The following is an 18,715-nucleotide window of genomic DNA, read 5'->3' as shown; positions in this document are numbered from 1 at the left end:
GTTTCTGTAAAAAGATAAACTTATTCTTTTAAATAGCATACCTGATGCTTTGCCCAAAGATTAATTCATACTACTACTAATCTTGCACTTGCCAGGACATCAGTAAGAATAATGCGTAATCCTTATTGAAGTTTAACCTGGCCTCAATCATCACCGGTATTCTTCAGCTTCATCAATAAAGTGTAAGCTCCTTTTGTTACAATTTGTTTGCCTTTAAAAACGCCTGCATTTTTTACTTCAACAAAACCTTTTTCGCTAATGCCTATTATTGCAGGCGCCATCTCAAACTTATTTTTGCCGGTTTCTACAAACAAATAATCTTTCGCTTCAAAATTTACAACTGCCTCTTCAGGCACTGCATAAACCTTTACATTATTCTCTTCAATATCTGCATTCATGTACATGCCGGGCAACAAATTTTTATCGAAATTTTTAAAATGACAATGCACCTCAACAGTCCTATCGGAAGATATGTCTTTGCTGATGAGAATGATCTCACAATCATAACGCCTGCCTGTATCATTATTAGTATATGCCGTTAAGTGCTGGCCTATTTTCAGCTTGTTAACATCCTTCTCAAAAACTTTTAAGTTAAGGTGAATATCATCAGGGTTTACCAATTCAAATAAAACATCAGGCGGATTTACATACTTCCCAATGTTTACATCAACCTTTGATACAAAACCATTGATAGGCGAATACACATTGATGGTTTTTGAAATATTATCAGCATTCAATTGTTCAGGATGAATATTAATAAGTTTTAGCTTTTGTGCCAAAGCATTCAACGAAGTCTTGCTGCTATTATATTTTAATTGCGCCTGCTGAAAACTTTTATCACTGGCTGCTTTGCTTTTATTAAGCTCTTTTTGCCTGTTGTAATCCGCTTCATCAAATACGAGCTGGGATTTTGTGTTGAGATATTCCTGCTGCATCTGTATATACTGCAAATCTTCCATTACAGCAATGGCTTCTCCTTTACTTACATGCATACCCGGCAGTAACCGGGTTGATTTTAAATAGCCTCCCAAAGGCACGCTTACCGAAACTATGTTTTGTGGCGGCACATCAATGCTGCCATTTACTTTTATAATGAATGATAATTGCTGCTGTTGCAATGTATCGGCCTGCAACTGTGCGGCCTGCATCTGGGCATCGGTTAACACCACCGTATTGCCCGTTGAATCAGGCAAAACTGCTTCTGTTTGACTTTGCTGTTTTGCGCTGCTATTGCAGGCAATAAAGAATATTGATATTAATATGATAATTACTGCTGCTTTCATTTCTTTTGGTTTGAAACATAATAGTTGATATAAATAACGCTTTCATTCAAAGCCTGCACGGCTTCCAGATAATTGTTTTGAATACTGATGGCTTCATTAGTTAATACAACCCAATCGAGGTAATTAATATCGCCATCAATAAACTGGAGGTTGGCCGTTTGCATAATGGTGTCGGCATTAGGCAAAGCTGTTTGCCGGTAATAATCTACTGCACGCAAATTGTTGTTATACTGCATTAACACACTACGGTATTGTGCTTGCAGGTTTTGCAGTTGCAGGCTGAAATTATTTGCGGCAATCTCTTCATTCACTTTTGCTGCATTGGCTTTTGCTTTTTGCGCTCCGGAAAATATTGGTACGCCAACGCTAACCTGGAATGCATTAAACCTGTCTGATGACGAATAAGCCTTCTCATCCGGGCCAATACCGCGGAATGTTTGGCTGAAATAACCAACACTTAAATCAGGCAATAATTTTGAACGTTCCAGCCTTGTTGTTGCTGCGGCAATTTTTTCCTGTTGCTGGTAAACCTGTAATAACGGGTGCTGCTCCAGCGCTGAACTGTATAGAATTGCTGGAATAGTTGCTGCGATTGTATCTGCGGCCGGTTCAACATCATTATTTGTATTTAACAAATACTGAAACTGCACTTTTGTTACCACCATTTGTTGTTGCAACAAATGCAGTTGTAATTGAATATTTCCGCGTTGCGTTTCTGCTGTTGTTTTCTCCAGGATATTGCTTTCGCCGGCTTTTAAACGTAAAACTGCCTTGTTTAGAAATATTGCATAATTACTGTCAGCCCTCAACAATAATTTTTCTTTTTCCTTTTGTATGGCAAACTGAAAAAAAACCTGTGTAACGGCCTTTTTTATTTCCTGCTGCTGCAATGTCTTATTTAATAAAGCATTTTGAAGTTCTTCTTCATACACTTTCCTTTGATTGGAATAAACGGTTGGAAAATTTATAGACTGGCTAATGCTGAAGCGATTATCAAAATAAGCGCTGTTTACCTGCCCGAACTCTGCTGCCACGTTCGTTTGCGGTATCATCGCCGATGATTTAATCAGGGCCTGCTGATACTTTGCCTTAAGCGTTTCATTTTTAACAGAAAGATTATTTTTCAACGCTGTATCAATGGCATCCTGCAATGATATTTTTGTTTGAGCTTCAGCATGCAATCCTGTTGCACACATTGCAATTATTAATAAAATCAAGACTTTCATAGAAGAGGCTTTTGTTTTCTGTTTCTTTCCTTTAAATGCCACAAACAATACCGGCAGGACAAATAAGGTGAGAAAAGTTGCTGTAAGTAATCCGCCAATAACAACGGTTGCCAGCGGTCTTTGAACTTCAGCACCGGCACCCGTGCTTAATGCCATCGGAAGAAAACCCAGCGATGCAACAGAGGCCGTCATCAATACAGGCCGCAAACGCAGTCTTGTTCCATTCATTACAATATGATAAATATTAGTATAACCATATTGTTTTTGACGATTAAATTCGGCTATCAATACAATTCCATTCAACACGGCCACACCAAATAATGCAATAAACCCCACACCTGCACTTATGCTGAAAGGCAATCCGCGTAAAGCTAAAAAATACACACCGCCAATGGCAGATAAGGGAATAGCTGTATAAATTAGTAAGCCTTGCTTAACTGATTTCAATGCAAAAAACAATAAGAGAAATATCATTATTAATGATGCGGGCACTGCAACACTTAAGCGCTTTTTAGCAGCAATTAAGTTTTCAAATTCGCCGCCGTATGTAACATAATAGCCTGGCGGTAGCTTTAACTGTGCATTTACTTTTTGCTGTAGTTCATTTACGATGCTTTGTACATCGCGGCCTTTTACATTAAAACCCACAACAATTCTCCTGTGACTGTCTTCCCTTTGTATTTGATTAGGCCCATTTATAATCCGCACATCAGCTAACTGGTATAAAGGCACCTGTGTGCCATTGGGGGCCGGTATTAAAAGATTCTGAACATTCCCCAGGTTTCGCCTTTCGTTTGGTTCCAGTTTTACTACCAGGTCAAAGCGTTTCTCGCCTTCAAACACAAGCCCGGCGCTCTTTCCGGCAAATGCAGCATTCAATACATTGTTCACATCACTGATGTTTAAATTATATTGGGCAATCGCATTGCGATTATATTTTACAATGATCTGCGGCATGCCTGTAACCGGCTCAATATACAAATCGCTGCTGCCGTTTACACTGCTTACAATCTTCGCAAGCTTCTGCGCATTATCTGCCAGCACATTCAGGTCTTCACCAAAAATTTTACAAACAACGTCTTGTCTTGCACCTGTCATTAACTCGTTAAAACGCATTTGAACAGGATATTGAAAACTGGTGGTAATACCGGGCACTGCGTCCAATGCTTTAGTCATCGTACCGGCAAGGCCATCAAATGAATTTGCGGTAGTCCATTCTTTTTTATCTTTCAATATCACCATCATATCCGTTGCATCCATAGGCATCGGGTCTGTCGGCACTTCGCCGCTGCCAATCTTTGTAACCACTTTTTCCACTTCCGGAAACTGCATTAAAATATGCGCTGCCTGTTGTGTGCTGTTAATGGTGGTATTAAGATTACTGCCCGTAAGCACTCTTGTATCAACAGCGAAATCGCCTTCTTCAATTTGCGGGATAAACTCACCGCCAAGGCGGCTAAAAATGATAATGGCAAGAACAAACATTGCCACAGCAATGCCAACAACAGTTTTAGGATAATGCAGTACTTTCTTTAATGTATGCTGATAAACATTTTCGAGGCGGAGCATTATTTTATCCGAAATATTTTGCCGTGTTTTTACTCTTTTGCTCAGCATTAATGAGCTCATCATGGGAATGTAAGTGAGCGAAAGAATAAATGCGCCAAGCAGGGCAAAGGCAACAGTTTGAGCCATTGGCCTGAACATCTTGCCTTCAATTCCTTGTAAGGTGAAGATGGGAACGTAAACAATCAGGATGATGATTTGACCAAATACAGCGCTGTTCATCATTTTGCCGGCCGCATCATTTACAATGCCATTCATTTCATACTGTGTTATTTTGGTTGACGTGGCAAGTTTGTGGCTGTGCGCTATGTGATGCATTACGGCTTCAACAATAATCACAGCGCCATCTACTATCAATCCAAAATCCAAAGCGCCTAAACTCATCAGGTTACCGCTAACACCAAATACATTCATAAGTATAATTGCAAACAACATGGATAATGGAATAACTGAGGCAACGAGCAAACCGGCACGGATGTTTCCCAGAAAAAGAACGAGGATAAACACAACAATAATGGCGCCTTCAATCAAATTTTTTTCAACTGTATGAATGGCATTGTTCACCATCTTCGTCCTGTCGAGAAAAGGTTCTATCACCACACCTTCGGGCAAAGTTTTTTGTATGCCTGCAACTTTTTCTTTTACATTCCTGATAACTTCATTGCTGTTTGCACCTTTAAGCATCATTACAACAGCGCCGGCCACTTCGCCTTTATCATTATAACACATTGCACCGTACCGCGTAGCATAACCAGGCTGCACATTCGCCACATCACGTATAAATAATGGCGTTGCGTTGTTGCCGGTTTTAATAGTGATGCTCATGATATCATCAACCGAACTCACCATGCCTTCACTCCTGATAAATAAAACAGCCGGGCCTTTTTCAATGTAAGCGCCGCCCGTGTTTTGATTGTTGTTCTGCAAAGCATTAAAAACATCGGTGATATTGATGTTGTAAGATTTTAATTTGTTCGGGTCAACAGCTACTTCATATTGTTTAAGATTACCTCCAAAACTGCTTACTTCAGCAACACCTTTTATACCTAATAACTGTCGGCGGACAATCCAATCCTGTATTGTTCTTAACTGCGTTTTATCATACTTGTTCTCATATCCCTTTTTAGGGCGAACTACATATTGATATATCTCGCCAAGGCCTGTTGTAATCGGCCCCAATGCCGGTGTGCCAATGCCCGGCGGTATTTGCGTTTGCACCTGCTGCAAACGCTCAGCAACCTGTTGCCTGGCCCAATACACATCCACATCATCATTAAAAATGATAGTAACGATGGATAAGCCGGCGCGTGAAAAACTTCTTATTTGTTGCAGCCCGCTAATATTACTGTTAGCCAGTTCAATGGGAAATGTAACGAGGTTTTCAATGTCGGTTGCGCCAAAGGCAGGCGCTCTAGTTATAACCTGTACCTGGTTATTCGTTATATCGGGCACCGCGTCAATGGGCAGTTGCTTTACCTGGAAAATTCCATAGATAACCAACGCCGCAACAAGAAGCCCGATAATAAGTTTATTCCTTACGGAAAACTCTATTATCTTATTCAGCATAATCTATTCTGTTAATTCATAGTTTGATTAATGATTAAACACATACACATGCATGCATATAATTCTTTCAAATAAAAAAAACGAACTAACAGTTTTTGGGAGGTTGCCAGATATTGGATCCAAATGTATAAGGAGAAAAAGATTGTGCGTATTGAGGAAAGTCTGTGGCAGTTTGTTCAACCGGTTTCATCACAAAAAAAGATTGTGGCTGAATGAGGACTGTAGTTGAAATATTGTAGGCAACTGAAGGGTTTTGTTCCTTAAAAGGCAGTTGCATATCTGCTGCAGCATCAGGGTTTTTATCAACCTGCTTTAGATAATGTTCATTTAAAAAACTCCATAAAGTTTCGTTTTTGTTACCTGCCTCATGCGCCTGTAAGTGTTCAAATAACAACGGCAGTTTTACAAATTGATAAAACTCTGTTGTTGTGAACAGGTAGGTTAATAAGAATAATATAGAAATTATTTTTTTCAATCCCTGCAAAAGTAAACAATGATATTTTTAAATTAATATGAGTTAAATCACTATAGCAAGCAATGAAAATCATTTTTCTACAAAATTATTAACTGGAGCTTCATGCAAAAAAAGACATGAACCTTACGCATTTACACTTAATGGTGACACATTTGCCCATCTTTGGTACTGTCATTGGTTTAATAATACTTCTATACGGCAGGTATACAGGAAGCTATCATACAAAGATGGCTGCCTATGCTTTATTATTGGTGGCTGCAATAGGATGTATTATAGCATTTTCAACTGGTGAAGCTGCTGAAGAAACTGTTGAAAATATCCAGGGGATCACAAAAAGCACAATTGAAGAACACGAAGAATTTGCCAAAATCACCCTGGCCTCTGCCATCGCATTAGGGGTTGGAGCCCTTGCCGGAATCTATCTAACCTGGCAAAAGTCGAAGTTTACTAAAGCAATCTCGGTCATAGTCCTCATCCTGTCGCTTATCTGCTTTGGGATGACTTCATGGACGGGCTATCTGGGAGGCCGCATACGGCATACGGAAATAAGCAACACAGCATTTCATATCGGGAATGTACAAAGGACAGGGCAACTATTAGAATTTGAACGTCTATGATAATAGAGATGAAAAATCAATCAGGAAATGGGTAATTATATAAACTTGGCCCGGAGAAGAAAACTGATGCCGGCTTTGAAATTCAGTTATATAATTAAAGTCATCACATTCTCTGATTAGCATCAGCCAAATTGCTTTACAGCCTGCATAATTTCATACCATAAAACAATTAATATGAGAACGATAATTGCCCCCGTAGATTTTTCTACGGTATCAGAAAATGCCTCCTTATATGCTGCACAACTGGCGGTAAATATTAAAGCCGACCTGGTATTGCTGCATATAATGGAGTTGCCTCTCGCGGTTGCTGAATATCCCGTTACAGAGAGTGTGTTTGATGAAGCCGGAATAGAGAAAGAATTAGAAACCCTGAAAACTAAACTTCTTGCTGCAGTTAATAATAAAATTAGTATAAGGACAAAAAATATTTTAGGCTCCACCGGGCACCAGATAAAAGAGTTATGCAAAACAGAAAGGCCTTTTGCGGTGGTTATAGCAACGCATAGCAGCAGCGTGCTTGATCGTTTCTTCCTGGGCAGTACTACTGTTTACAGCGCAAAGCATTTAAGGTATCCGGTAATTGTTGTACCGCACAATGCAAAATATCAAACTATTAAAAAGATTGCTTTGGCTACAGACTTAAAAGGTGTTTATGATGTACCTGCCGAAGAAATAGAATCCATTGTAAGATTATTCAATGCGGAGCTTGAAGTTTTTCATGCGGCAAAAAATGAGAATGTTATTAACCGCAATAGCGTTGACAATTTGTTGCTTGATCATCGCCTGCTTACTTTAAGCCCAAGATTCCATGTTGTGAAAAATAAAGATATAATGAGGGGCATAACAGATCTTGCAAAGGAATATAATATAGACCTGTTGATTATTATTCCAAAAAAACACGGTCCTTTTCATAAATCGCAATCAAAAGATTTTATTTTCTATACTGATGTGCCCTTGATGGCTATACATGAAAACGACCTGGTGCCCAAATCATAAGCCTGCAAAAAGGAGTTTTTATGCAAAAGATTTTGCTGGCAACAAAATGTCAATAATATAAAGATAGATGCCGTTGACTTTGGCTGTTTAAATTACCAGATATTGTTTGATGCATGGTTATCAATGATGATTTACGAAATAAGCATAGATAAAAAATGATAACAATAACTGCCATTAAACATTATTGTGATGTTGCTCATGCTTTGCTTTTTCTTAAAATTTGACATTTAGAAAAATCTTTTATACAGTATGTTTTAAAAAAGGGAGCCGGCTCAGCGCTCTGAACTATTAAAAAGGGCTTCGTTGAAGAAATTCTTTAGGATTATAAGATGCCTGTATTTATTGCACACAAATGATTAAACCAAAAAGATAATTTATTATTGTTTTTATTGCTTCTTCTAAATCTTATATAAAAAAACAAGATCCAAGTTCAAGGCATTGGAGGAATTTCGAAACATAATGTCTTCATTCAGTAAACATAATTCTGTATTCAATTACACAATGCACAATAAAGTAACGCTGGTGCGTGGAGGAAAGCAATATTTTGATTTGCTGGAACACATCATTAACCGGGCGCATACCATCATTCATCTCCAGATGTATATTTTTAATGAAGATGAAACAGGTAACCGTTTTATAAACGCATTATTGAAAGCGGCCGGGAAAGGCGTTCAGGTTTTTATTGTACTAGATGGCTATGCATCAAGAAATATCTCAAAGGCATGCATAGACAGCCTTAAATCAGCCGGCATTCATTTTCGCTGGTTTAATCCGATATTCAAAAGCCGTTATTTCTATTTTGGAAGAAGGCTGCACCATAAAGTTGTAGTAGCTGATGCATTTACCGGTTTGGTTGGCGGCGTAAATATTACCAATCGCTATAACGATCTGGATGAACCTGCGTGGCTCGACTGGGCATTGCATGTACAAGGCGAGGCTTCCTTTAATTTAAATAAAATTTGCGCTGATATATGGGATAAATCTATGTGGGGCAGACGATTCAGGACCAGGTTTATACTACCTGAAAAGTTCTTCATACCAAATGAAACCTGCATGATCCGTGCCCGTGTGAATGATTGGGTGCGTGGTAAAAAACAGGTTTCAAAAACCTATACCGATATGCTGAAACAGGCTCAGTATTCCGTAACAATTATGTCAAGCTATTTTTTGCCGGGCGCTCTTATAAAAAAGCATTTAAGCGCTGCTGCCAGGCGTGGCGTAAAAATAAAGGTCATTGCTGCGGGAATATCGGATGTACAGCTGGCAAAGCAGGCTGAACGTTACATATATAGGTGGTTGTTTAAAAACAATATTGAAATATATGAATACAAAAAAACGGTTTTACACGGCAAGCTCAGCACGGCTGATAAAAAATTCGTTACGGCTGGTTCATATAACCTTAATAACATAAGCGCTTATGCGAGCATTGAATTAAATCTTGATGTGCTGGATGCACCTTTCGCAAAAAAAACAGAAACGATTTTGCAGAAAATAATCCGTGAAGACTGCATACAAATTACAGAAGCCGAATACGATGGAAAAGTAACCTTTTTTATGCGTGCATGGCAGCGAATTTGTTTCGATACTTATCGTATAATACTTTACCTTTTTACTTTTTATTTTAAGAGACGCCACGGCTGATCTCCGCTAATTCTCTCCAGTAAGGCTGCAATACTTCCCTTGCTCCAGCCGGCAAAGCGACCGCGTTGCACAACAAGCGCATTGTCGCTATATTGTAAAAAATAATGAAAAGCAAATGGTGCATCAGCATTTTGCCAGCCTGCAATCTGGCCAAAGCGTAAATCGTTAAATACGAGCGTATCATTTTGCAATGAAGCGGTATAAAAACCTTTCGAAAAACGTTTTAAATTTTGCAATGCTGCCTGGTCTGATACATTTTTTAAAAGATATTCATTGCGCGGAAAAAAATGCAGTTGCATCCTAAGCTGCTCATCAAATAAGGAGCGGTAACCAACATAAAAACCGCTGTCTGTTTCAGCAACTGTATACCACAATAAATTATTAAAAGGTGTTGTCGTTGAAAAATAATTTGTATAAGAGATATGTTCAGCCGAGAAAGTTTTCTTTATTGCTGAATCAATTTTTATTTTATTGATGCAGCAATAACATAAATAAAGAGCCGGAAGCATAACGCCAAACTTCCACCAGAATTTTCTTTTTCGGCGGTGTACTTTTATAATCAGCAGCAGCAAAAATGCAATACCGGCCCAAATAGAAAAGAAAGGATCAATAACAAAAATGGCATTGAATGAAAAGCGATGGTGTGAGAAAGGTTCCAGCCATCCAATACCATAGGCATTAAAACCATCAATAAAAATATGAACCAACATTTCAACGATAAAAAACAGTATCCACGTTTTTAAAGAAATATTATGCGGCCTGTGCAGCCTTTCTGCAAGCAACGCCAGCAGTGTAACCGCAATGCCTGCAAACAGCAAAGAGTGTGTAAATCCACGATGTGCCAGCAAATTTTCAGCCGGGTTTAACCATGCGCCTGCAATAAAATCTATATCCGGAAAGCTTTGAACCAAGGCTCCCCACAACATTGCTTTTTTGCCTAGTTTTTTACCGGCAAAAGCCTCGCCAATACAGGCGCCAATGACTATATGTGTTAATGAGTCCAATTAAACCGCTGGTTTATTAATCACCGTTTTTATGTCTTCCATTAATTCTACCTGCACTTTTTGAATATCAAAAAGCGTTTTCATTTGCTCAGCAATAAGCAGGTCAAGTTTCTGATGCATATTGCGTATTTCGATCTCAGCTTTCAGGTTAATAAGATAGTCGTTTATAGCCCTGCGCCTGTCTTTTTCTTCCTTACGGTTTTGGCTCATCATAATAACCGGCGCCTGCACCGCAGCAAGCGCCGATAAGAAAAGATTCAGTAAGATAAAGGGGTATGGATCAAACGCTTTTTTCAGCAATAAGATATTTATAGTCATCCAGGCAATTAAAAAGAAAACAAAAACGATGATAAATTGCCAGCTTCCACCAAATGCCGCCACCCGATCAGCCACACGTTCACTAAAAGAGGTTTCTCTTTCTTCAAACTCCATCAGCTTGTTGGTAATAAGCTTTTCTTCTTCGATTGCTTTTATAACAATATCATGTAATTTCTCATGCTGCAGGTTTTCACTTTGCAGCAAATCATAAAACTTATCTTTCTCTGTCATACACAGAATAATTTATCATCTTGCAAATACAGCAACTTATTGATCTTGTTAAATGACATAGGTCATTCCACCCACTAATTGTGCTTATAAATATGTAATCCCTTAATCATTTCCCCAACTGATACACGTCATGTAAAAGCTACTTTAAGCTTAATAGGTTTGATACTATAAAAGATTGTTATGAAAGAAATCAATCTTAAAAACATTCCGGCCGGCACTCATGAAATGATGGCCTGGCTGATAGTGCTGATGATAATGGTATTTGGTTATAAATACCTTAGAGAATTTGTTGAATATGTTTTATTGAAATTTTATGAATATTTCATCCAGCATAAATTTTAATGTGAAACGTTACACACGTTACTATCTGCTGTTGCCAGCAGTCATTTTCCGGCAGAATATACAGGTAACAAAAACATACGAAGGCTAATGGCATTATTGACAATGGTCATTAGCGCTACTAATGGCAGTCACGGTCATAAATACCCTTTCGGGCATATTTGTTGTTCAACAATTAACTATGGAACCATATATAAAAAAATTCAACGAAACAGGCATTGACGATGTTGCATCTGTCGGTGGTAAAAATGCATCGCTGGGCGAAATGTATAATAAGCTTTCATCAAAAGGCATTCGTGTTCCTGATGGCTTTGCAACCACATCTTATGCATTCAAAAAGTTTTTAGAGGCGAATGGAATAACGGGTGCACTTCAGCAGGTTTTATCATCGCTTGATAAGAAAAATTATTCTAATCTTGATGAAATAAGCGCTAAGGCAAGGGCATTAATGGCAAATGCAAAAATGCCCGATGAAATTGCAACTGAAATTATTCAGCATTATCATGAGCTATGCAAAAACAAGCCAGTCGAAGTTGCCGTTCGAAGCAGTGCAACCGCAGAAGACCTGCCCCATGCAAGTTTTGCCGGCCAGCATGAATCTTATTTAAACATCAAAGGCGACAACGCAGTTGTTGAAGCCGTGCATAAATGTTTCACTTCTCTGTATACTGCACGCGCAATCAAGTACCGTGAAGACAATGGCTTTGAGCATGACAAAGTTTTACTATCAGCCGGTGTGCAAAAAATGGTCCGTTCAGACAAGGCCTGTTCCGGCGTAGGCTTCACCCTTGAGCCTGAATCGGGGTTTAGAGATGTAATTCATCTTGCAGGTGTTTGGGGGCTGGGTGAAAACATTGTACAAGGCGCCGTAACACCCGATGAATTTTATATTTTCAAGCCAACGCTGCGCCAGGGAAAAAATGCCATCATTCAAAAAAAGACCGGCTCAAAATTGCAGACAATGGTGTATGCACGTAAAAAATCAAATGCATCCACTATCAATATAAGCACGCCTTTAAAAAAACGTACTCAGTATGTTTTAAATAATGATGAAATAATACAGCTTGCCAACTGGGCTTTACTCATCGAAGATCATTATCAAAAACAGATGGATATTGAATGGGCAAAAGACGGCCTGACGAATGAATTATTTATTATACAGGCAAGACCGGAAACTGTGCATTCACAAAAAAATACAACGTTTATTGAAGAATACAAACTAAAAGAGAAAGGCACCGTATTAACATCAGGCAATGCGATAGGAGAAAAAGTTGCTGCAGGCATTGCACGCATTCTTTTATCGCCGAATGATGCATCAAAACTGAAACAGGGTGAAATAATAGTTACAGATATTACAAGCCCCGACTGGGACCCTATATTAAAAAAGGTATCTGCTATTATTACCAACAAAGGTGGCAGAACAAGTCATGCTTCTATTGTGGCCCGCGAACAGGGTGTGCCGGCAGTTGTTGGTTGTACCAATGCCACTGCTGCAATTAAAGACGGGCAAACTGTTACAGTAAGTTGCTGCGAAGGAAGCACGGGTTATGTTTATGAAGACAAGTTGAATTTTGAAAAAAAGGAAATTGATGTCAGCAAACTAAAGAAGCCTGACTCCACAGAAGTAATGCTGATATTGGCAGACCCGGATAAAGCGTTTCAATTATCCTTTTATCCAAATGATGGCGTTGGCTTATTACGGCTTGAATTTATTATCACCCATTTTATACAAGCACACCCGATGGCCCTGGTGAATTTTGATTTAGTGAAAGACAGATCAGCTAAACAAAAAATAAAAAAGCTTACGCAAGGTTATAGTGATAAAAAAGAATTTTTTGTTGACAGGCTTTCTCAGGGCATCGCTACCATCGCGGCTGCATTCTATCCCAAGGATGTAATTGTGCGCATGAGCGATTTTAAAACAAATGAATATGCCAATCTCATAGGCGGTAAACAATTTGAGCCTGAAGAAGAAAATCCAATGTTGGGTTTCAGGGGCGCTTCAAGATATTATAGCGATTTATATAAAGATGGCTTTAAGCTTGAATGCGCCGCTATAAAAAAAGTGCGGGGAGAAATGGGGCTGAACAATGTAAAAATAATGATCCCGTTTTGCAGAACTATTGAAGAGGGAAAAAAAGTAATAGAGGTTATGACAGAGTTTGGCTTAAATAAAAACGAAGATGAATCACTTGAAATTTATGTGATGGCAGAAATACCTTCCAACGTTTTACTGGCCGAACAGTTTGCTGAATTATTTGATGGATTTTCCATTGGTTCAAATGATTTAACGCAGCTTACCCTGGGTGTTGACAGAGATTCAACTTTAGTGTCAGGCATTTTCAGTGAGCAAAATGAAGCGGCAAGGAAAATGATAAACACGGTAATAAAGAAAGCAAATGCATGTGGCACACATATAGGCTTGTGCGGCCAGGCGCCGAGTGATTTTCCGGAGTTTGCACAGTTTCTTGTTGAAGAGGGTATCAATAGCATTTCTTTCAATGCAGATGCCTTGCTTAAAGGAATTGAAAACATTAACAAGGCCGAAAAATTATTGCGTTTGCCAGCTTAGAGTTTTGTATGAAACAAAAAGAAATAGCTGAGATAGTTGAGGGCATATTTAAAACATTCAATAAATTATCACTTAACGTTAGTTCGGGATAAGGAACGAGGTACACGTCATTTCGACGATAGGAGAAATCTCCCGAATAGTAATAAAAATTGAACAACTTTATATTCAAAATAAATCAAACTTCTTATCCCGAACTCGCGTTACTTAAGATCTCTAAAAAATTTAATGCAGGCGATATTCATGAGGAAGTAAAAAAGCTGCGCACTTTTTTATGAATGGCCTACATGGATGACAAGGATGAGAAACCGGTCGTTCCGGGGCAGCTTAAAACATTTTATGGATACATTGGCATCATACGCAATATTCAGTTGCAAAGCACTTGCTGTTTTAAATACATTACAAAATACAACGCTGATAAACCGCATGAATACACAGACATTTTAGATAAAGAAAAAACTGTTGGCGGCAGCAGGCAAATGCATTAATAGAAACCAGCCTTTTTGACAAGGCAAAAAAGGAAGTACTAAATTTACTAGTCATTTCAATTACCAGCCTGGTTTCGTCTTTCATTATTCAACTGCTCAAAAATCTTAAACTGGCTTTATAGCTGATAAAAATCATGGATACTTCTTTTTGTCGTCAGTATTTATGGAGCGTTGTCTCTTTATTATTGTTTACTCAAATTATGGTATGAAAAAAATAATTGCCGCTTTCGATGGCTTGAAATACCAGAAAGCCACTGCGGAATATGCTATTCAGCTTGCAAAGCAAAGTCATACACATCTTGTAGGGATTTTTTTGGATGATATGATTTATCACAGCTATCGTTTTGCTGATTTGATTGTAGATAATAAAGTATCGGAAAAAAAATTGAACGAGTTAAACGAAAAAGATAAAACTGCTCGTAAACAATCTATTCTTCTTTTTAAATCAGCATGCGAAGAAGCAGGAATAGAGTTTTCTATTCATCATAAAAAAAATGTAGCAGTAAAAGATTTGCTGCATGAAAGCATTTATGCAGATATGCTGGTAGTGGGAAAAAAGGAAAATTTTACAACTTATCATGTCGAATTTCCTTCCGATTTTTTAAGCGATGTGCTTGCAGATGTACAATGCCCTGTAATAGTTGTACCTGAAAAACATCAACCGTTTCAATCCCTTATTTTTTTGTACGACGGTGATCCTTCATCTGTTTATGCCATAAAAATGTTCTGTTACAATCTTGCGGTATTACACCATTTACCAGCAAAAGTTTTATCGGTAAAACCGGTTGAACAATCATCGCTTTTGCCTGATAATAATTTGATGAAAGAATTTATGAAACGTCATTTGCCCGAAGCAGAATATGTTATTTTGAAAGGTGAACCGGAAAACACTATCCTCGCTTATTTGCAACAGCAAACTACCGAGGCTTTGGTTGTTTTAGGTGCTTATCGCAGGGGCCGCATTTCAAGATGGTTCAGGCAGAGTATGGCTGATGTGCTCATGAAAAACACAAACCTTCCTTTATTTATCGCACACAATAAATAGTCATTAATGAATTATTTTATCGTTGTTTATATAAGCCACACTTAACATTTGTGCTATACGGCCGGCGAAATAACTTTTACCTGAGCCGGGCAGCCCGGCAATAATTACAATCATAAAATGGATTTACCCGATTAAAATATTTACCTGAAACCCATGCTCCTATGCTCATGTGTAACCTTATCTATGCAGGAAAACTGCGCTTCATTTATTAGTGGTAAAAGTTCTTCTTTTCTCACGCCATCCCGATCTTCATTCAGCACCTTTTCCCTTACCGGGTCTTTTTCAAAAAGCGCCGCAAGCCTTAAAACAAGCTTGTCTCTTAATGTAAGCTTTTTGTGAATAACCCGTCCCGGCACAAAAAAGAATTTGCACTGTGGCCTCAGCTCCTGCGGCATATTATCTTCTATAAACTTATTCCTCTTTTCTGTTTATTCTGAAGTTGCAGCACTTACAATAAAGAGAAGCAGTTTCTTATCTATAAGCGTTTTTATGTTATGCCGGAGCCAGGCGTTTAACTTAAATCTTCCAAAATAAACAGGAGTACCTAATAAAATGTAGTTGTATTTTTTTAATTTATTCTTCATTATCCTGTTTGAAGATATAGCCGGCAGGTTCAACATTTCGCCCAGCCATTCCGCATACTGTTTAGTTGCCCCATATTTACTTGTATAAATAATAATGCCATTCATTATTCAATGTTTTGTTTATCAAAACAAGCAATTCTATGCCTGTTTTTGAATGACTATTATCAATTCATTAAGTGATACCGCTCATTGTATTCAGGCAGCGTAATTAGTTTTTCGCATTGCATTTTCTTACCATTTAAAACACCTGTTATGCTTGCTGAAAAATACAAAGCGACATTACCGCTGTTAACCGCAGTTAAATGCCAGCCCTGCATTTCAGTTATTCCACCGTTTGAGCCAAAAATGAATTCCAAAGCGGCTATCGCGTAATTCGCTTAAGACCGCTGTTGATAAAATAAAACGTGATCTGTATAATAATTTTTCAAATGAGATAGCCACAGAGGTGTTTCGCACATCCTTAAAATTTATTCTTTGCCTTTGTTTGTAATGGCGCCTAAGAAAACAATGGGCTATTTTCAGCATATAGGCCATCAAAATAAAATCAATATGCTTTATACATAAAAAAAGGAAACAATCAAAAATGACTATTTCCTCAAGCGGAGGGAGAGGGATTCGAACCTTATGAAGATTTCGCTTGATTTTCAGCTATGTTTGAGTTTATAATCAAACATTTGCCACAAAACTGCCACAAAACTCCGAGGTTTATTCCTATCAACTCCATATCTTAAAGAGCTCCTGCGAGAAGCTCACTGACTTTTTAAAGAACCTATAATCCTTTGATTATTTACTGTTGTAAAGTTAGCAATATTCATGCGATGGGGTATTAATCAATACATCCTAATTTTATAATTTCAGAACTATGAAAGAAAAACTTCTCCAGGCTTTATTGAGTAACAATCAGGATGTTCTTAAAAGTATTGCGATGATCATTGCTCACGAGGTAAGAAATAATATTGAAGATTTTCATGTGGCCCATTTGTCTGACAGGCAGATGAAAGAATTAAATCCCTTAATAAGAGAAGCTATTTACAATGCGCTTTTTGCAATAGCAAATTATGAACAACACCCTTCATTAAAAAACTTTATAGACTTCCATGTCATGTCAATACCTGAGTATTGGGAAGTTCCTCAGTTATATAATCAGTTTAGTGATGTATTTGCCAGCCTTGAAGAAAATAATACAGTAAGTTTCAAGTCTCAATTTTTAAACGAACAATTTGAAATTGGCAATCTCTACCCTATTCCAAAAACAAACTATATTCAGATAAAGGCATCATTTGATTTTATTGAAGTGGAAGGTGATAAGCATAAGCATAGAAATAAAATTTCCTCACACCTACGCAGAGAAGGGTATCTTTTTCATCCATCAATAGGGGCTTATATATTAAACAGCAGATAATCTACAAGCATAAGCATCTAGATTTTGGGCTACTATTCTAAAAAATGATCTGAACAATTAAAATTGAAGAGAAAAAGTTTTTTTAATAATGTGGGGGGCATGTATAAACCCTTTTATTTTCATTAGATTGACACTTAATAATTAATTTATTAAAATCTATCGCCAATCTAATGCAGGTGCAACATGCTCCAAAATGGAAGACAGTAAATGTATATTATAATCAACTCCTAATGTATTAGGTATCGTCAAAAGAAGCGTATCTGCTTCCCGGATAGCTTCATCCTCTGATAATTCCTTTATGAGTTGATCTGGTTCTGCCGCATAGCTCCTTCCGAAAATAGCTCGTTTATCCTGTTCAATCATTCCAATTGAATCTTTCCGGTTAGTTTCCTGTCCAAAGAAATAACGGTCCTGGTCATTTACCAATGCGAAAATAGATCGGCTTACAGACACCCGCGGTTCACGTTGGTACCCTGCTTTTTTCCATGCTTCCTTATACAACCTTATCTGCTCTGCTTGCTGCACATGAAAAGGTTTACCGCCCTCATCATATTTCAGCGTAGAGCTCTGAAGGTTCATTCCGTTTTCTGCCGCCCAAACAGCGGTAGCATTAGAAGCAGCTCCCCACCAGATGCGTTGCTGTAATCCTTCCGAGTATGGTTCCAAACGCAACAAGCCTGGTGGATTGGGAAACATTGGGTTAGGATTAGGCTGGGCAAAACCGACACCTTTTAGCTTATCCAAAAATTCCAACCCTTTACGGCGTCCCATATCTGCATCATCTTCTCCTTCAGCGGGTTCATATCCAAAATAGCGCCATCCGTCGATCACCTGTTCTGGTGAACCTCTGCTAATTCCCAACTGCAGCCGTCCTTTCGAAATTAAATCGGCAGCACCAGCACTTTCTACCATGTACAGGGGATTTTCATAACGCATATCAATTACACCGGTACCAATTTCTATCCTAGTTGTTTTGGCAGCGATAGCTGAAAGCAGAGGGAATGGTGATCCCAACTGTGCTGCAAAATGATGTACCCGAAAATAAACACCATCCAACCCAATTTCTTCGGCAGCAACAGCCAAATCAATAGACTGGAGCAATGTATCACTAGCGGTACGCGTTTTATAAGCCGGATGGTTAGCCCAATGTCCAAATGATAAAAAACCTATTTTTTTCATAAATCTCTTTTAAAATCCTTATTCGAGTCATCTACTTCAAAATCCTGTTTCTCCTTTATGGCTCTTTTTAAACTGTTCCAATAGAAAATTACTAATTAGATCGTTTATAGGAAGAAATAACTTCGGTAAAAAGCGAAAGCAATAGAAAACGATAATAATCCAGAGCAAGATAGTTATAACGGCAAA

General features: G+C 38.2%; 16 protein-coding genes. 8 read left to right on the top strand and 8 right to left on the bottom strand.

Going from position 1 to position 18,715, the window contains the following annotated elements; all coding sequences use genetic code 11:
• Nucleotides 1-143: 143 nt before the first annotated feature.
• From BM015_RS05080 to BM015_RS05070, 3 genes are all read right to left on the bottom strand, one after another.
• Nucleotides 144-1,283, bottom strand: a complete 1,140-nt coding sequence (locus tag BM015_RS05080; RefSeq protein ID WP_090655465.1) for an efflux RND transporter periplasmic adaptor subunit — start codon at nucleotides 1,281-1,283, stop codon at nucleotides 144-146.
• Nucleotides 1,280-5,641: a CusA/CzcA family heavy metal efflux RND transporter gene (locus tag BM015_RS05075; RefSeq protein ID WP_090655462.1), complete on the bottom strand. Its 4,362-nt coding sequence runs from the start codon at nucleotides 5,639-5,641 to the stop codon at nucleotides 1,280-1,282. The genes BM015_RS05080 and BM015_RS05075 overlap by 4 nt, the downstream gene beginning before the upstream one ends.
• Nucleotides 5,642-5,726: 85 nt before the next feature.
• Entirely contained in the window at nucleotides 5,727-6,116 is a 390-nt protein-coding gene (locus BM015_RS05070) for a hypothetical protein (protein ID WP_090655458.1), read from the bottom strand.
• A gap of 116 nt (nucleotides 6,117-6,232) precedes the next feature.
• Here BM015_RS05070 and BM015_RS05065 point away from each other — a divergent pair, with 116 nt between their 5' ends.
• From BM015_RS05065 to BM015_RS05055, 3 genes are all read left to right on the top strand, one after another.
• A complete protein-coding gene (locus BM015_RS05065; protein WP_394333757.1) occupies nucleotides 6,233-6,733 on the top strand; it encodes a DUF2231 domain-containing protein in 501 nt (166 codons plus the stop codon).
• A gap of 174 nt (nucleotides 6,734-6,907) precedes the next feature.
• A complete protein-coding gene (locus BM015_RS05060; RefSeq protein WP_090655455.1) occupies nucleotides 6,908-7,729 on the top strand; it encodes a universal stress protein in 822 nt (273 codons plus the stop codon).
• Nucleotides 7,730-8,188: 459 nt separating this feature from the next.
• Nucleotides 8,189-9,370 (top strand): phospholipase D-like domain-containing protein, encoded by a 1,182-nt coding sequence (locus tag BM015_RS05055; protein ID WP_090655453.1) that lies wholly within the window; start codon nucleotides 8,189-8,191, stop codon nucleotides 9,368-9,370.
• Here the strand turns inward: BM015_RS05055 and BM015_RS05050 are convergent.
• Nucleotides 9,346-10,374, bottom strand: coding sequence for a metal-dependent hydrolase (locus BM015_RS05050; RefSeq protein ID WP_090655449.1), 1,029 nt, complete (start codon nucleotides 10,372-10,374; stop codon nucleotides 9,346-9,348). The two genes, BM015_RS05055 and BM015_RS05050, sit on opposite strands and share 25 nt — an antisense overlap.
• Nucleotides 10,375-10,923, bottom strand: coding sequence for a DUF1003 domain-containing protein (locus tag BM015_RS05045; protein ID WP_090655448.1), 549 nt, complete (start codon nucleotides 10,921-10,923; stop codon nucleotides 10,375-10,377).
• Nucleotides 10,924-11,103: 180 nt separating this feature from the next.
• Between BM015_RS05045 and BM015_RS21505 the strand changes: the two genes are divergently transcribed.
• The 4 genes from BM015_RS21505 (at nucleotide 11,104) to BM015_RS05030 (ending at nucleotide 15,364) form a co-directional block, all read left to right on the top strand.
• Nucleotides 11,104-11,265, top strand: a complete 162-nt coding sequence (locus BM015_RS21505; RefSeq protein WP_177191817.1) for a hypothetical protein — start codon at nucleotides 11,104-11,106, stop codon at nucleotides 11,263-11,265.
• 178 nt (nucleotides 11,266-11,443) lie between these two features.
• Nucleotides 11,444-13,834, top strand: a complete 2,391-nt coding sequence (gene ppsA / locus BM015_RS05040; RefSeq protein WP_090655445.1) for a phosphoenolpyruvate synthase — start codon at nucleotides 11,444-11,446, stop codon at nucleotides 13,832-13,834.
• 284 nt (nucleotides 13,835-14,118) lie between these two features.
• Nucleotides 14,119-14,319, top strand: coding sequence for a hypothetical protein (locus tag BM015_RS05035; RefSeq protein WP_143075756.1), 201 nt, complete (start codon nucleotides 14,119-14,121; stop codon nucleotides 14,317-14,319).
• A gap of 205 nt (nucleotides 14,320-14,524) precedes the next feature.
• Complete coding sequence (locus tag BM015_RS05030; protein ID WP_090655439.1) at nucleotides 14,525-15,364, top strand: universal stress protein; 840 nt, start codon at nucleotides 14,525-14,527, stop codon at nucleotides 15,362-15,364.
• 140 nt (nucleotides 15,365-15,504) lie between these two features.
• Here BM015_RS05030 and BM015_RS05025 read toward each other — a convergent pair whose 3' ends face one another.
• Both BM015_RS05025 and BM015_RS05020 read right to left on the bottom strand, forming a co-directional pair.
• Nucleotides 15,505-15,759, bottom strand: a complete 255-nt coding sequence (locus BM015_RS05025; protein WP_090655436.1) for a hypothetical protein — start codon at nucleotides 15,757-15,759, stop codon at nucleotides 15,505-15,507.
• 33 nt (nucleotides 15,760-15,792) lie between these two features.
• Nucleotides 15,793-16,053, bottom strand: coding sequence for a flavodoxin domain-containing protein (locus BM015_RS05020; protein WP_090655433.1), 261 nt, complete (start codon nucleotides 16,051-16,053; stop codon nucleotides 15,793-15,795).
• Nucleotides 16,054-16,810: 757 nt separating this feature from the next.
• Between BM015_RS05020 and BM015_RS21500 the strand changes: the two genes are divergently transcribed.
• Nucleotides 16,811-17,350, top strand: a complete 540-nt coding sequence (locus tag BM015_RS21500; protein ID WP_177191816.1) for a hypothetical protein — start codon at nucleotides 16,811-16,813, stop codon at nucleotides 17,348-17,350.
• Between the two features lie 156 nt (nucleotides 17,351-17,506).
• On the opposite strand, the gene BM015_RS05005 is transcribed toward BM015_RS21500, so the two are convergent.
• The gene (locus tag BM015_RS05005) at nucleotides 17,507-18,529 is read right to left on the bottom strand and encodes an LLM class flavin-dependent oxidoreductase (protein WP_090655426.1); all 1,023 of its coding nucleotides are present in this window, start codon (nucleotides 18,527-18,529) and stop codon (nucleotides 17,507-17,509) included.
• Nucleotides 18,530-18,715 lie beyond the last annotated feature (186 nt).

This window comes from Parafilimonas terrae (genome assembly GCF_900115755.1).
Taxonomy (GTDB): Bacteria; Bacteroidota; Bacteroidia; order Chitinophagales; family Chitinophagaceae; genus Parafilimonas; species Parafilimonas terrae.
This window is presented reverse-complemented; position numbering and strand designations above follow the sequence as displayed.

What these genes read in the sequence shown, in the direction of transcription:
- BM015_RS05060 (WP_090655455.1), top strand. Translation starts at nt 6,908, where the DNA reads ATGAGAACGATAATTGCCCCCGTAGATTTTTCTACGGTATCAGAAAAT.
- BM015_RS05035 (WP_143075756.1), top strand. Translation starts at nt 14,119, where the DNA reads ATGGATGACAAGGATGAGAAACCGGTCGTTCCGGGGCAGCTTAAAACA.
- BM015_RS05030 (WP_090655439.1), top strand. Translation starts at nt 14,525, where the DNA reads ATGAAAAAAATAATTGCCGCTTTCGATGGCTTGAAATACCAGAAAGCC.
- BM015_RS05075 (WP_090655462.1), bottom strand. Translation starts at nt 5,641, where the DNA reads ATGCTGAATAAGATAATAGAGTTTTCCGTAAGGAATAAACTTATTATC.
- ppsA (WP_090655445.1), top strand. Translation starts at nt 11,444, where the DNA reads ATGGAACCATATATAAAAAAATTCAACGAAACAGGCATTGACGATGTT.
- BM015_RS05055 (WP_090655453.1), top strand. Translation starts at nt 8,189, where the DNA reads ATGTCTTCATTCAGTAAACATAATTCTGTATTCAATTACACAATGCAC.
- BM015_RS21500 (WP_177191816.1), top strand. Translation starts at nt 16,811, where the DNA reads ATGAAAGAAAAACTTCTCCAGGCTTTATTGAGTAACAATCAGGATGTT.
- BM015_RS05065 (WP_394333757.1), top strand. Translation starts at nt 6,233, where the DNA reads ATGAACCTTACGCATTTACACTTAATGGTGACACATTTGCCCATCTTT.
- BM015_RS05020 (WP_090655433.1), bottom strand. Translation starts at nt 16,053, where the DNA reads ATGAATGGCATTATTATTTATACAAGTAAATATGGGGCAACTAAACAG.
- BM015_RS05025 (WP_090655436.1), bottom strand. Translation starts at nt 15,759, where the DNA reads ATGCCGCAGGAGCTGAGGCCACAGTGCAAATTCTTTTTTGTGCCGGGA.
- BM015_RS21505 (WP_177191817.1), top strand. Translation starts at nt 11,104, where the DNA reads ATGAAAGAAATCAATCTTAAAAACATTCCGGCCGGCACTCATGAAATG.
- BM015_RS05045 (WP_090655448.1), bottom strand. Translation starts at nt 10,923, where the DNA reads ATGACAGAGAAAGATAAGTTTTATGATTTGCTGCAAAGTGAAAACCTG.
- BM015_RS05080 (WP_090655465.1), bottom strand. Translation starts at nt 1,283, where the DNA reads ATGAAAGCAGCAGTAATTATCATATTAATATCAATATTCTTTATTGCC.
- BM015_RS05005 (WP_090655426.1), bottom strand. Translation starts at nt 18,529, where the DNA reads ATGAAAAAAATAGGTTTTTTATCATTTGGACATTGGGCTAACCATCCG.